Raw genomic sequence first — 14,417 nt, 5'->3', positions numbered from 1 at the left:
GGCAGGACGTGACCGACGACGACCGCATGCGGCGGCTGCTGAACAAGGTGACGGTGGAACTGCGCCAGGCGCGGGCCCAGCTCGCCGCGCGGCCCGAGGACCCGGGTCGGGAACCCGTCGCCATCGTCGCCGCCAGCTGCCGCTACCCCGGCGGGGCCGACAGCCCCGAGGCGCTGTGGGACCTCGTCGCCCAGGGCCGGGACGCCACCGGGGACTTCCCCACCGACCGGCACTGGGACATCGAGGGCCTGCACACCGAGGACCCGGGGACGCCCGGGGGCATCACCACCCGGCGGGGCGGGTTCCTGGCCGACGTCGCCGGCTTCGACGCGGACCTGTTCGGCATCTCCCCCCGGGAGGCGCTGGCGATGGACCCGCAACAGCGGCTCCTGCTGGAACTGACCTGGGAGGCCCTGGAACGGGCCGGTATCGCCCCCGACGGCCTGCGCGGCGAACGGGTCGGCGTCTACACCGGCATCAGCGCCACCGAGTACGGCGCCCGCCACGCCGGGGTGCCCCACGACCTGGAGGGGCACCTGGGCACGGGGAAGGCCGGCAGCGTCGTCTCCGGGCGGCTGTCCTTCGCCTACGGGTTCGAAGGGCCCTCGCTGACCGTCGACACCGCCTGCTCCTCCTCCCTGGTGGCCCTGCACCTGGCGACCCGCGCCCTCCGGGCCGGCGAATGCCGGCTGGCCGTCGCCGCCGGGGTCGCCGTCATCGCAGAACCGGCGGTGTTCGTGGAGTTCTCCCGGCAGCGGGGCCTCGCCCCGGACGGCCGCTGCAAGGCGTTCTCCGCCGCCGCCGACGGCGCCGGGTTCAGCGAAGGGGCCGGCGTCCTGCTGCTCGCCCCCCTGTCGGAGGCCCGCCGCGCCGGGCTGCCCGTCCTCGGCCTCGTCCGGGGGAGCGCGGTCAACTCCGACGGCGCCTCCAGCGGGCTCACCACCCCCAACGGACCCGCCCAACAGCGGGTCATCCGCGCCGCCCTCGCCGACGCCGGCCTCCGACCCTCCGACGTGGACCTCGTGGAGGCCCACGGCACCGGCACCCGCCTGGGCGACCCGATCGAGGCGCGGGCGCTGCTGGCGACCTACGGGCAGGACCGGGACACCCCGGTGTGGCTCGGCTCGGTCAAGTCCAACCTCGGCCACGCCCAGGGCGCGGCCGGGATGGCCGGCGTCATCAAGGCGCTCGGCGCCCTCCGGAACGGGGCACTGCCCCGCACCCTGCACGCCGACACCCCGACCCCCGAGGTCGACTGGACCGCCGGCCGGGTCGAACTGCTCACCCAGGCCCGGCCCTGGCCCGCCGGCCCCGGGCCGCGCCGCGCCGCCGTGTCCGGGTTCGGCATGAGCGGCACCAACGCCCACGTCGTCCTCGAAGCGGCCCCCGAACCCGAACCCGAACCCGTACCCGTATCCCCGCCCGTGGTGGCCGCCGGCGACCCCACCGGTGGACCCACCCCGCCCGCCGTGCCCTGGCTGCTGTCAGCCCCCAACCCCCCGGCCCTGCTCGCCCAGGCGAGGACCCTGGCGGACTTCCTCACCGCCCACCCCGAGCTCCGCCCGGCCGACGTCGGCCTGACCCTGGCCACCCGCCGCGCGCTGCTCCCGCACCGCGTCGTCGTCACCGGTGGGCTCGACGAACTGCGGTCCCTGCCGGCGGACGCCGGGGAGCACGGCCACGGCGGCGGTATCGCCTTCACCTTCACCGGGCAGGGCGCGCAGCACCCCGGCATGGGACGCGAGCTGCGCGCCGCCCACCCCCGCTACGCCGAGGCCTTCGACGAGGTCTGCGCCGAACTGGACCGCCATCTGGGGGCGGCCACCCCGCTGGCCGACCTGGTGCTCACCGGTGTCGACGACGGCCGGCTCGACGACACCGGCCACGCCCAGGCGGCGCTGTTCGCCGTCGAGGTCGCCCTCTTCCGGCTGCTGGAGTCCTGGGGCGTCCGCCCCGACGTCCTGATCGGGCACTCGGTCGGCGAACTCGCCGCCGCCCACGTCGCCGGGGCGTGGGACCTGCCCGACGCCTGCCGCGTCGTGGCCGCCAGGGCCCGCCTCATGGCGGCGCTGCCCCCCGGCGGGGCGATGGTCGCCGTCGCCGCTCCCGAGGCCGAGGTGTCGGTGGAGGTGGCGGGCACCGCCGTCAGCGTCGCCGCCGTCAACGGCCCCGCCTCCGTGGTGATCTCCGGTGAGGCCACCGAGGTGCGGGCCCTCGCCGCCCGCTGGGCGGGGCGCGGCACCAGGACACGGGAACTGCGGGTGTCCCACGCGTTCCACTCGGCGCTCGTGGAACCGGTCCTCGACGAGTTCCGCGCCGTCGTCGCCGGCACCACGGCCCGCGAACCGTCGATCCCGGTGCTGTCCAACCGCACCGCCGCCCCCCTCACCGCCGACCAGGTGGCCTCCCCCGACTACTGGGCCGACCACGCGCGGGGAACCGTGCGCTTCGCCGACTGCGTCGCCGCCGCCGAACGAGGAGGGACCACCACCTTCGTGGAACTGGGACCGGGCGGCGTGCTCTCCGCGATGGTCCCCGACACCCTCCGTCGCCCCGGTGGCGCCGCCATCGCCCTGCTGCGCCACGACACCCCCGAGACCCGGTCGGTGGCGGCCGGAGTCGGCCGGCTCGTCACCCGGGGCCACGACGTCACCCTGACCCCGCTGTTCACCGACCTCGGCGCCACCCCGGTCGAGCTGCCCACCTACTCCTTCCAGCGCACCCCGTACTGGCTCGGTGCCCCCGCCGCCGCCACCGGGGCCGCCGCGCTCGGACAGGACACCACCGGCCACCCCCTGGCCGGCGCGGCCGTCGACCTGCCCGACGGGGGTGTCCTGCTCACCGGACGGCTCTCCCGGGCCGACCAGCCCTGGCTCGCCGACCACCGGGTCCTGGACCGGGTGCTGGTCCCCGGCACCGCCCTGGTCGATCTCGCCGTCCGCGCGGGCGACGAGCTCGGCGCCAGCACGCTGGAGGAGTTCGTCGTCCACCGCCCACTGGAACTGCCCGACCGAGGCGCCGTCCGGATCCGCGTGGTCGCCACCCCCGGTGAGCCGGCCACCGTGTCCGTGCTGGCCCGCCCCGACCACCCCGGCGGCACCTGGACCGAACACGCCAGCGGAACCCTCACCGACGGCCACGCCGAACCCGACCCGCTCACCGACTGGCCCCCCAGCGGCGGGCGGGCCCTGTCCACCGGCGACGTCTACACCAGCCTGCGCGCCGTCGGCGTCGACTACGGCCCCGGTTTCCGGGGGCTGCGCGCGGCCTGGCGCCGGGACGACGTGGTGTTCGCCGAGGTCACCCTGCCCGCCCCGGCGGAACCCGACGGTTTCGCGGTGCACCCCGCGTTGCTCGACGCCGCCCTGCACACCCTGCGGCTCACCGGGTTCCTGCCCGCCGACGCGGCCTTCGTGCCCTTCTCCTTCGCCGGGGTGCGCGTCCACGCCACCGGTGCCCGCACCCTGCGGGTTCGCGTCACCCACCTGGGCGGGCAGGCGGTGCGCCTCGTCCTCGCCGACGCCGGGGGCGCGCCCGTCGCCGAGATCGCCGCGCTGACCGTGCGCAGGCTGGGCGGCGACCCCACCACCCGGGACCCCGCCGTGCTCGACCACCTGCTCCGCCCCGGCTGGACCCCGACCAGCGGGACCGAGGAGGACCCCGCCCGGTGGGCGCCGCTGGGGGAGGACCGGTTCGGCCTCGGACCGGGCGAGGGCACCGACGCCCAGGTGCGGATCTGGTCACCCCCGACCGGGGACGTGCGGACCGCCACCACCGCCGCCCTCACCACCCTGCGGGACTGGCTGGCCACCGACGACGGGACCCGCCTGCTCGTGCTCACCACCGGCGCGGTGTCCACGGCACCGGGCGAGGACGTCCCCGACCTGGCCGCAGCCGCCGTCCACGGCCTCGTCCGCTCCGCCCAGTCCGAACACCCCGGCCGGCTCGTCCTCGTCGACGTCGACACCACCACCGCCACCACCCGGGACCTCCCCGGCGCGCTGCGCCGCGCCCTCGCCACCGGAGAACCCCAGATCGCCGTGCGGGAGGGCCGGCCGCTGGCCGCCCGGCTCACCCGGTTCACCTCCGACGGGGTCCTCGCGCCGCCACCGGGGGAGCCGGCGTGGCGGCTGGGCACCAGCGGCACCGGCACCGTGGAGAACCTGCGGATCGACCCCTGCCCCGACGTGCTCGACACCCCGCTCCCGGCCGGGCGGGTCCGCATCGACGTCCGGGCCGCCGGCGTGAACTTCCGCGACGTCTTCACCGTGCTCGGGCTGTTCCCCAGCGTCACGGGCCTGTTGGGCGGCGAGGCCGCCGGCGTCGTCCGCGAGGTCGGCCCCGGGGTCACCGACCTCCGCCCCGGCGACCCGGTCACCGGCCTGGTGTTCGGCGGGTTCGGCCCCGTCGCCGTCGCCGACCGCCGCCTGCTCACCCGGTTCCCCGACGGGTGGACCTTCGAGCAGGCCGCCGGGATGCCCCTGGTGTTCCTCACCGCCTACCACGCCCTGGTCGACCTCGCCGACCTCGCCCCGGGGGAGTCGGTGCTGGTCCACGCCGCCGCCGGCGGGGTCGGCATGGCCGCCACCCAACTCGCCCACCACCTCGGCGCCACCGTCCTCGGCACCGCGCACCCCCGCAAATGGGACACCCTGCGGGGGAACGGGATCGCCGAGGAGCGCATCGCCTCCTCCCGCACCCTCGAGTTCGAGGACGCCTTCGCCGACGGGGTCGACGTCGTCCTCAACTCGCTGTCCGGCGAGTTCGTCGACGCCTCCCTGCGGCTGCTGCGCCCCGGCGGCCGGTTTCTGGAGATGGGCAAGGTCGACATCCGCGACGACGCCACGATCGCCCGGGACCACCCCGGCGTCCGCTACCGGGACTTCGACGTCCTCGACGCCGGCCCCGACCACATCCAGCGGATGTTCACCGCGCTGCTCGACCTCTTCGACCGGGGCGCGCTCGCCCCGCTGCCGGTGACCACCTGGGACGTTCACCGGGCGCGGGAGGCGTTCCGGCACGTCCGCGAAGGCCACCACACCGGCAAGGTGGTGCTCACCCTGCCCCGGCGTCCCGACCCGCACGGCACCGTCCTCGTCACCGGGGGGACCGGGGACCTCGGTGGGCTCCTGGCCCGCCACCTGGTCGACGCCCACGGGGTGCGGCACCTGCTGCTGCTCTCCCGCCGGGGCCCCGACGCCCCCGGCGCCGCCGCCCTGACCGAGGACCTCACCTCGGCCGGCGCCCGGGTCCGCGTCCTGGCCTGCGACGTCGGCGACCGGGACGCCCTCGCCGAGGCGATCGCCACCGTGCCCGCCGACCACCCCCTCACCGGCGTCGTCCACACCGCGGCGGTCGTCGACGACGCCGTGATCGGCTCCCTCACCCCGGACCAGCTCGACCGGGTGCTGCGGCCCAAGGCCGACGCGGCGCTGCACCTGCACGAACTGACCAGCGACCTCGCGCTGTTCGCGCTGTTCTCCTCCGCCGCCGGGGTCCTCGGCGGGCCCGGCCAGGGCAACTACGCCGCCGCCAACGCCGTCCTCGACGGGTTGGCCGCCCACCGCCACGCCCACGGACTGCCCGCCACCTCCCTGGCCTGGGGGCTGTGGGAACAGGACAGGGGAATCACCGCCGGGCTGAGCGCCACCGACCGGGCCAGGATGCGCCGCGACGGGCTGCTCCCACTGGGCCGGTCCGAGGGCCTGGACCTGTTCGACCACGCCGTCACCACCGCCGAACCCCGGTGCCTGCCCCTGCGCCTGGACCTGGCGACCGTGGCCGGCCGCCCGGTGCCCCCGCCGCTGGCCCGCCTGGTGCGGCCCACCCGGCGGGCCGCGTCCGAAGGGGACACCGCCCCGGCGGCCCTCGCCGACCGCCTCGCGGCACTCCCGACCGCCCGGGCCGGCGCCGCCGTGCTGGACGTGGTGCGGGAACACACCGCGAGCGTCCTCGGGCACGGGGAGACCACCGACATCCGACCCGACCAGGGCTTCGGCGACCTGGGATTCGACTCGCTGACCGCCGTCGAACTCCGCAACCGGCTGGTGCGGGCCACCGGTGTCCGCCTCACCGCGACCGCCGTCTTCGACCACCCGACACCCGAGGCGCTGGCCGACCACCTGCTCGACACCCTGCGGCCACCCACGGCCGACCCGGGCACCGACCCGGGCACCGCGACGCCACCCACCGAGGACGCCGAGTCCGAACTGGACTCCCTCGACCCGGACGAACTGATCCGCCGGGCCCTGGCCGGCGCCGGCGACTGACCCGCCTGGCGGAGTGCGCCGGCAATGCCCCCGGGGTGGACGCGTGCCATTGGTCCACCCCCCACCCCGACCTAGCGTGCTGCTGGACGGCTCGACCCCTGCGGAGGAGACGCGGAATGGCGGAGGCTGACGAGCGGCTCGTCGAAGCGCTGCGGGCGTCGCTCAAGGAGAACGAGCGCCTGACCCGCCGGGTGCGCGAGAGGGACGAGACCGAGGCGGAGCCCATCGCCATCATCGGCGCCGCCTGCCGCTTCCCCGGCGGCGTCGACTCCCCCGAGGACCTGTGGCGGCTGCTGGCCGAGGGCCGCGACGTCACCGGGCCCTTCCCCACCGACCGGGGATGGGACCTCGACCACCTCTTCGACAGCGACCCGGCCGCCTCCGGCCGCACCTACGTGGACCGGGGCGGGTTCCTCGCCGACGCCGCCCTGTTCGACGCCGCCCTCTTCGACATCTCACCCCGCGAGGCGCTGGCCATGGACCCCCAACAACGGGTCCTGCTGGAAACCGCGTGGCGCGCCGTCGAACACGCCCGCATCGACCCCCGGTCGCTGCGCGGCACCCCCACCGGGGTGTTCGTCGGCGTGTCCGGGCAGGACTACGACCGCGACGCCCGCCACGGGGTCCCCGAGGTCGAGGGCTACCTGCTCGCCGGGAACACCACCAGCGTCGCCTCCGGGCGCCTGGCCTACACGCTCGGCCTCGAAGGCCCCGCCCTCTCGGTCGACACCGCCTGCTCCTCCTCCCTGGTCGCCCTGCACCTGGCCGCCCGGTCCCTGCGGTCGGGGGAGAGCCGCCTCGCCCTCGTCGGCGGCGCCACCGTCCTCACCTCCCCGCACCTCTTCGTCGAGTTCGCCAGGCAACGCGGCCTCGCCCCCGACGGGCGCTGCAAGTCCTTCGCCGACGCCGCCGACGGCACCGCCTGGTCCGAGGGCGCCGGGCTGCTGCTCGTGGAACGGCTCTCCGACGCGCTCCGCCACGGCCGCCGCATCCTCGCCGTGGTCCGTGCCACCGCCGTGAACTCCGACGGCGCGTCCCACGGGCTGACCGCCCCCAACGGGCCGGCCCAACAGCGCATGATCCGCACCGCGTTGGCCGCCGCCGGGCTGGAACCCGCCGACGTCGACGCGGTCGAGGCCCACGGCACCGGTACCGCCCTCGGCGACCCGATCGAGGCGCAGGCCTTGCTCGCGACCTACGGGCAGCGGCGGGACACCCCGCTGCTGCTGGGGTCGGTCAAGTCGAACCTCGGCCACACCCAGGCCGCCGCCGGCGTCGCCGGCGTCCTGAGGACCGCCCTGGCCCTGGGTCGGGGCGTGCTGCCCCGCACCCTCCACGTCGACCGGCCCACCAGCCACGTCGACTGGACCTCCGGCGCGGTCACCCTCACCACCGAGGACACCCCGTGGCCCGAGCACGACCGGCCCCGGCGGGCCGCCGTGTCCTCCTTCGGGATCAGCGGCACCAACGCCCACGTCATCCTCGAACAGGCGCCGCCCCCGCCACCGAACGCGGCACCCGGCCGGGTGCGCGGCCCGCTCACACCCCTGGTGCTCTCGGCCCGCACCCCCGAGGCGGTGCCGGTCCAGGCACGGAACATCGCCGAGGTGCTGCGCGACGGCGCCCAGCCCGCCGACCTCGGCCACTCGTTGGCCACCACCCGCGCCAGCCTCGACCACCGGGCGGTGGTGCTCGGGAGGGACCGCGCCGACCTGCTGGCCGGCCTCGCCGAGGTCACCGCCCCCCGCCCCACCCGCCCCGGGCGGCTGGCGGTCCTCTTCGGCGGGCAGGGCACCCAACGGCCCGGCCTGGGCCGGCGGCTCCACGCCGCCTACCCGGCCTTCGCCGCCGCCCTCGACGAGGTCTGCGCCGCCCTGGAACCGGAGCTCGGGTTCCCCGTCCGCGACCTCGTCCTCGGCGAGACCAGCCCCGCCGACGCCGCGCGCCTCGACCGCACCGGCCACGCCCAGCCCGCGTTGTTCGCGGTGGAGGCCGCGCTGCACGCGGTGGTGTCCTCGTGGGGGGTCCGGGCGGAGGTGGTGGCCGGTCATTCCGTGGGGGAGTTGACGGCCGCCTACGTGGCGGGGGTGTGGGACCTGCCCGACGCCTGCCGGGTGGTGGCGGCCCGGGCCCGGCTGATGGACGCCCTGCCCGACGGCGGCGCGATGGCCGCCCTCAACACCGACCGCGGAACCGCCGAGGCGCTGCGCGTCGACGGGGTGGAGATCGCCGCCGTCAACGGCCCCGAGGCCGTGGTGGTCTCCGGCCCGGCGCACGCGGTCGACGCCGCCGTCCGCACCGCCGCCGCGCGCGGCATCCGCGCGACCCGGCTCCGGGTCTCCCACGCCTTCCACTCCGCGCTGGTGGAACCAGCGCTGGCGGACCTCCGCGCCGCCCTCGACGGCGTCACCTTCCACGAACCGGGCCTCACCGGGCTGTCCAACGTGACCGGAGGGACCGCCGAACGGTGGACCGACCCCGACTACTGGGTCGAGCACGCCCGGGCCACCGTCCTGTTCGGTGACCTGGTCGCCGCCCTGCCCGGCCTCGGCGTCACCGCCGTGCTCGAACTCGGGGCGGACTCCACCCTCACCGGCCTCACCGGTCTCGTCCTCGGCGACGCGGTCCCGGCCGTCCCCGCGCTCCGCCGGGACCACGACGAGGCCGAATCCCTGCTCCGCGCGCTGGCCGACCTGCACGTCGCCGGGGTCCCGGTGGCCTGGCGGGAGTTCTTCGAGGACGCCAGGACGCTCGACCTGCCCGGCTACCCGTTCCACCGGCGCCACTACTGGCTCACCGCCCCCGGGCCGCGCGCCGACGGCACGGGTCTGGGCGTCCGCGCCGCCGGGCACCCCCTGCTCGGCGGTGTCGTCGACGTCCCCGGCTCGGACGAGGTGCTGTTCACCGGGCGGTTGTGCCCCGACACGCCGCCGTGGCTGGCCGACCACCGGGTGCTGGGCCGGACCGTGGTGCCCGGCGCGGCCCTGGTCGACCTGGCCCTGCGGGTGGGCGACGAGGTCGGCCACCCCCAGGTGACCGAACTGACCAGCCTCGCCCCGCTGGTGCTCGACGGTCCCCTCGTGCTGCGGGTCGTGGTGGCACCGGCCGACGCGACCGGTCACCGGCCCTTCACGCTGCACGCGCGCCCCGAGTCGGGCGACGAGTGGACCCGGCACGCCACCGGCACCCTCGGCGTCGCCGGCCCCCGCCGACCCCCGCGCCCCCGCCGGCGGCGCCGGACCCGGTCGACACCGCCGCGCTCTACGCGGAACTCGCGGAACGCGGCCTGGACTACGGGCCGAGCTTCCAGGGCCTGCGGGCGGCGCGCCGCGACGGGACCACCGTCCACGCCTCGGTCGAGGTCCCCGGCCCCGCCGAGGGCTTCGGGCCGCACCCCGCCGTCCTCGACTCCACCCTGCACGCCCTGCACCCCTCCGGGCTGCTGCCCGACCACGACGGCGCGCCCCTGGTCCCGTACTCGTGGCGCGGGGTGCGCGCGCACCACCCGGGCACCACGGCCGCGCGGGCCACGATCACCCGGCTCGACGACTCCTCGGTGTCGCTCCTGCTCACCGACGGCACCGACCGCCCGCTGCTCACCGTCGACCGCCTCACCCTCCGCCCCGCCACCCCACCGCCCGCCGCCACCTCGGGCGGTCACCTCCACGCCACGGACTGGGTGGAGGTCGCGCCAACCTCCACCGCGCCCGCCGCCGCCACCGAGTGGGCACCCAGCGGCGACGCCGCCGAGGAGCTGCCGACGCTCCTCGACCTCCTCGACCGGCCGGACCGCGTCGTGGTGCGCACCCGGGGCGCCGTGGACCTCGGGGACGAACCGGTCGTGCCCGAGGCGGCGGGCCTGTGGGGCTGGTGCGCTCCGCCCAGGCCGAACACCCCGGCCGGCTGGTCCTCCTCGACGCCGACGACAGCGCCGAGGCGGTGCGCCTCGCCCTGGCCACCGGGGAACCGCAGGTGGCGGTCCGCGACGGCCGGGTGTTCGCCCCGCGCCTCACCCCGGTCGCCGAGGACACCGCCGGCCGGCGGTCCCCGACGGCCCACGGCACGGTGCTGGTGACCGGGGGAACCGGGGGAGTCGGCTCCCACGTCGTCCGCCACCTCGTCCACCAGTGGGGCGCCACCCGGGTGGTCGTCGCGGCCCGCTCCGACACCGGGGTCGCCGACCTCGTCGCCGACTGCGGCGAGGCGGTCCGGTTCGTGCCCTGCGACGTGTCCAACCCCGACGAACTCGCCGGCCTGCTCGCCACCCTCGCCGACACCCTCGCCGGCGTCGTCCACGCCGCCGGCGTGCTCGACGACGGCGTGCTCACCTCCCTGACCCCCGACCGCCTGCGGCGGGTCGCCGCGCCCAAGGCCGGCGCCGCCCGCACGCTCGACCAGCTCACCCGGGACCTCGACCTGGACTTCCTCGTCGCCTTCACCTCGGCGGCGGGCGTGCTCGGCGCGCCGGGGCAGGCCGCCTACGCCGCCGCCAACGCCGAGGTCGACGCCCTGATGGCCCGGCGCCGCCGGCAGGGGCTGCCCGGGCAGACCGTGGCCTGGGGGTTGTGGGCGGACACCGGCATGGCCCGCACGCTGACCGCGTCCGAACGCCGCCGACTGGTCACCACCGGGTTCCCCCCGCTCGACCCGCCCCGCGCCCTCGAACTCCTCGACCTGGCGATGACCCGGGCCGAACCCTCCCTGGTCGCCCTCGACCTCGACCCGGGGCAGCTCGCCAGGCACCCCGACCCGCCGGCCCTGCTGACCGACCTGCTGCCCGCCGCCCGCCCCCGCACCGCCGAACCCCCGCCCCCGCCGTCCGACCCGCTCGCCCTGGTCCGCGCCCACCTGGCCGCCGTGCTGGGCCACGACGACCCCCGGCGGGTCGACGCCCACCGGGGCCTGCGGGAACTCGGCGTCGACTCCCTCGCCGCCGTCGAACTGCGCAACCGGCTCAGCGCCGCCACCGGCCGGCCCCTGCCCGCCACCCTCGCGTTCGACCACCCCACCGCCGAGCGGCTCGCCGCCTTCCTCGCCGCCGACGGGCACCCCGAGGAAACCCCGGCCGCCGCCCCCACGGCGGGCTCCTCGGACGACCCCATCGCGATCGTCGGCCTGGCCTGCCGCTACCCGGGCGGGGTGCGCGGCCCCGACGACCTGTGGGACCTGCTCACCGCCGAGGTCGACGCCATCGGCCCGTTCCCCACCGACCGGGGCTGGGACCTCCACCGCGTCCTCGGCTCCGACCCCACCCGGCCCGGCACCAGCTCGGTGGGCGAGGGCGGGTTCCTCGACGACGCGGCCCTGTTCGACGCCGGGCTGTTCGGGATCTCCCCCCGCGAGGCGTTGGCGATGGACCCGCAGCAACGCCAGCTGCTGGAAACCTCCTGGGAGGCCCTCGAACACGCCGGCATCGACCCCCGGTCCGCGCGGGGCAGCCGGACCGGCGTCTTCACTGGCATCATGTACCACGACTACGGCCCCGGTTTCGCCGACGCTCCCCCCGAGGTGGAGGGCCTGCTCGGCGCCGGGACCACCGGCAGCGTCGCCTCCGGCCGGGTCGCCCACGTCCTCGGTTTGGAAGGGCCGGCCCTCACCGTCGACACCGCCTGCTCCTCCTCCCTGGTCGCCGTGCACCTGGCCGCCCGGTCGCTGCGCACCGGGGAGAGCACCCTGGCCCTGGCCGGGGGAGCCACCGTGATGAGCACCCCGGCCGCGTTCGTCGAGTTCTCCCGGCAGGGCGGGCTCGCCGCCGACGGCCGGTGCAAGTCCTTCTCCGAGGACGCCGACGGCACCGCCTGGTCGGAAGGCGTGGGCGTCCTCGTCCTCGAACGCCTCTCCGACGCCCGACGCCACGGCCGCCACGTCCTCGGCCTGCTGCGCGGTTCCGCCGTCAACCACGACGGGGCCGCCAGCGGGCTCACCGCCCCCAACGGCCCGGCCCAGCGGCGGGTCATCCGCGCCGCCCTCGCCGACGCCGGCCTGACCGCCCGCGACGTCGACGTCGTGGAGGCGCACGGCACCGGCACCGCCCTGGGCGACCCCATCGAGGCGCACGCCCTGCTGACCACCTACGGCGCCGACCGGGAGGCGCCGCTGCTGCTGGGAACGGTCAAGTCGAACCTCGGCCACACCCAGGCCGCCGCCGGCGTCGCCGGCGTCATCAAAGCGCTGCTGGCGATGCGGCACGGCACCGTGCCCCGCACCCTGCACGTCACCACCCCCACCTCGCGGGTCGACTGGTCCGCCGGCGCCGTGCGGCTGGCCACCGAGACGAGGCCGTGGCCCGACACCCCCGGGCCCCGCCGCGCCGCCGTCTCGTCGTTCGGCTTCAGCGGCACCAACGCCCACGTGGTCCTCGAGGCACCGCCGCCCACACCGGCCCGCGAGGAACCCGGGAGGACGGAGAACCCGGTCCCGCTCCTGCTGTCCGGGCGGACACCGTCGGCGCTGCGCGCCCAGGCGGCCCGGCTGGCCGAGCTCGTCGACACCCGCCCCGAGGTCCCGCTGGGCGCCCTGGCCCGGTCGCTGGCCCACACCCGGGCCCGGCTGGACCACCGCGCCGTCGTCCTGGCCGACGACCGGCCGGCCGCGTCGGCCGCGCTCGGCGCGCTCGCCCGAGGAGAAACGAACCCCCGACTCGTCTCAGGAGTGGTCCCGGTGCACCAGTTGGCTGTCGTGTTCGGCGGGCAGGGCTCGCAACGCATCGGGATGGGCCGGGAACTCCACGACCGGTTCCCCGTCTACGCCGACACCTTCGACCGGGTCTGCGCCGCCCTCGACGCCGAACTGGCCGCCGACCGCCCCCTGGCCGAGGTCGTGTTCGGTGCGGACGCCGACGCGCTGGACCGCACCGGCTGGGCGCAACCGGCGTTGTTCGCGGTGGAGGCCGCGCTGCACGCGCTGGTGTCCTCGTGGGGGGTCCGGGCGGAGGTGGTGGCCGGTCATTCCGTGGGGGAGTTGACGGCCGCCTACGTGGCGGGGGTGTGGGACCTGCCCGACGCCTGCCGGGTGGTGGCGGCCCGGGCCCGGCTGATGGACGCCCTACCCGACGGCGGCGCGATGGTCGCCGTGGCCGCCGGGCGCGGAGAGGTCGAGGAACTCCTGGTGCCCGGCGCCGGGGTCGGCGCCGTCAACGGCCCCACCTCGGTGGTCGTCTCCGGGGAGTCCGGCGCGGTGGCCACGGTCGCCGAGGCGGCCGAGGCCCGGGGACTGCGGACCAGGGCGCTGCGGGTGTCCCACGCCTTCCACTCGCACCTGGTGGAACCGGTGCTCGCCGACTTCGCCCGCGTGCTGCGGGAGGTGCGGTTCGCCGCCCCGACCCTGCCGGGGCTGTCCAACGTCACCGGCGGACCGGCCGACCGCTGGACCGACCCCGACTACTGGGTCGACCACGTGCGGGCCCCCGTCCTGTTCGCCGACGACCTCGCCGCGCTGGAGGCGTCGGGAGTGGACGCGGTGCTGGAACTGGGCGCCGACGCCACCCTCACCGGGCTGGCCGCGACGGTCCTCGCCGAGCCGGGGCGCGCCGTGGCCGCCCTGCGCCGGGACCGACCCGAGGCGGCGTCGCTGCTCGCGGCGGTCGGCGAACTGTACTGCGCCGGGGTCCCGGTGGAGTGGGACGACCTGTTCGGCGCCGGCGACTGGGTCGACCTGCCCACCTACCCGTTCGACCGGGAACGGTTCTGGCTCACCGGGACCTCCCGGCCCGCCGCCGACACCAGCGGGCTCGGTGTCACCGGCACCGACCACCCGCTGCTCGCCGCCGCCGTGGAGGTGCCCGGAACCGGCGCGGTGGTCCTCACCGGCGCCCTGTCCACCACGAGCCGGCCCTGGCTGGCCGACCACCGCGTCCTGGGGCAGGTCGTCGTCCCCGGCGCCGCCATCGTGGAGATGGCCGTCCGCGCCGGCGACGAGGTGGGCCGGGGCACCGTCGACGAACTGGTCACCACCGCGCCCCTCGTGCTCTCCGACCACGAACCCACCCAGCTGCGCCTCGTCGTGGCCCGGGAGAACGACCAGGGACACCGGCCGTTCACCCTGCACGCCCGCCTCGAGTCCGAGGGGGAGTGGCGGGTCCACGCCACCGGCGCCCTGTCGGCCGGCCCGGACCACGCGCCGGCCCGGACGCCGACCTCGCCCGCCGCG

1 protein-coding gene and 3 pseudogenes are annotated in these 14,417 nt (G+C 77.1%); all 4 read left to right on the top strand.

Annotation, left to right across the window (positions count from 1 at the left end; genetic code table 11):
* Nucleotides 1-8 precede the first annotated feature (8 nt).
* The gene (locus G443_RS05960) at nucleotides 9-6,269 is read left to right on the top strand and encodes a type I polyketide synthase (RefSeq protein ID WP_051314062.1); all 6,261 of its coding nucleotides are present in this window, start codon (nucleotides 9-11) and stop codon (nucleotides 6,267-6,269) included.
* 35 nt (nucleotides 6,270-6,304) lie between these two features.
* Nucleotides 6,305-9,355 (top strand): annotated as a pseudogene (locus tag G443_RS05955) (type I polyketide synthase); the annotation flags it as partial.
* 77 nt (nucleotides 9,356-9,432) lie between these two features.
* Nucleotides 9,433-9,843 (top strand): annotated as a pseudogene (locus G443_RS26025) (polyketide synthase dehydratase domain-containing protein); the annotation flags it as partial.
* Nucleotides 9,750-14,309, top strand: a pseudogene (locus tag G443_RS05945) (type I polyketide synthase); the annotation flags it as partial. The pseudogenes G443_RS26025 and G443_RS05945, both read left to right, overlap by 94 nt.
* Nucleotides 14,310-14,417 lie beyond the last annotated feature (108 nt).

This window comes from Actinoalloteichus caeruleus DSM 43889, from assembly GCF_000429185.2.
Classification (GTDB): domain Bacteria; phylum Actinomycetota; class Actinomycetes; order Mycobacteriales; family Pseudonocardiaceae; genus Actinoalloteichus_B; species Actinoalloteichus_B caeruleus.
This window is presented reverse-complemented; position numbering and strand designations above follow the sequence as displayed.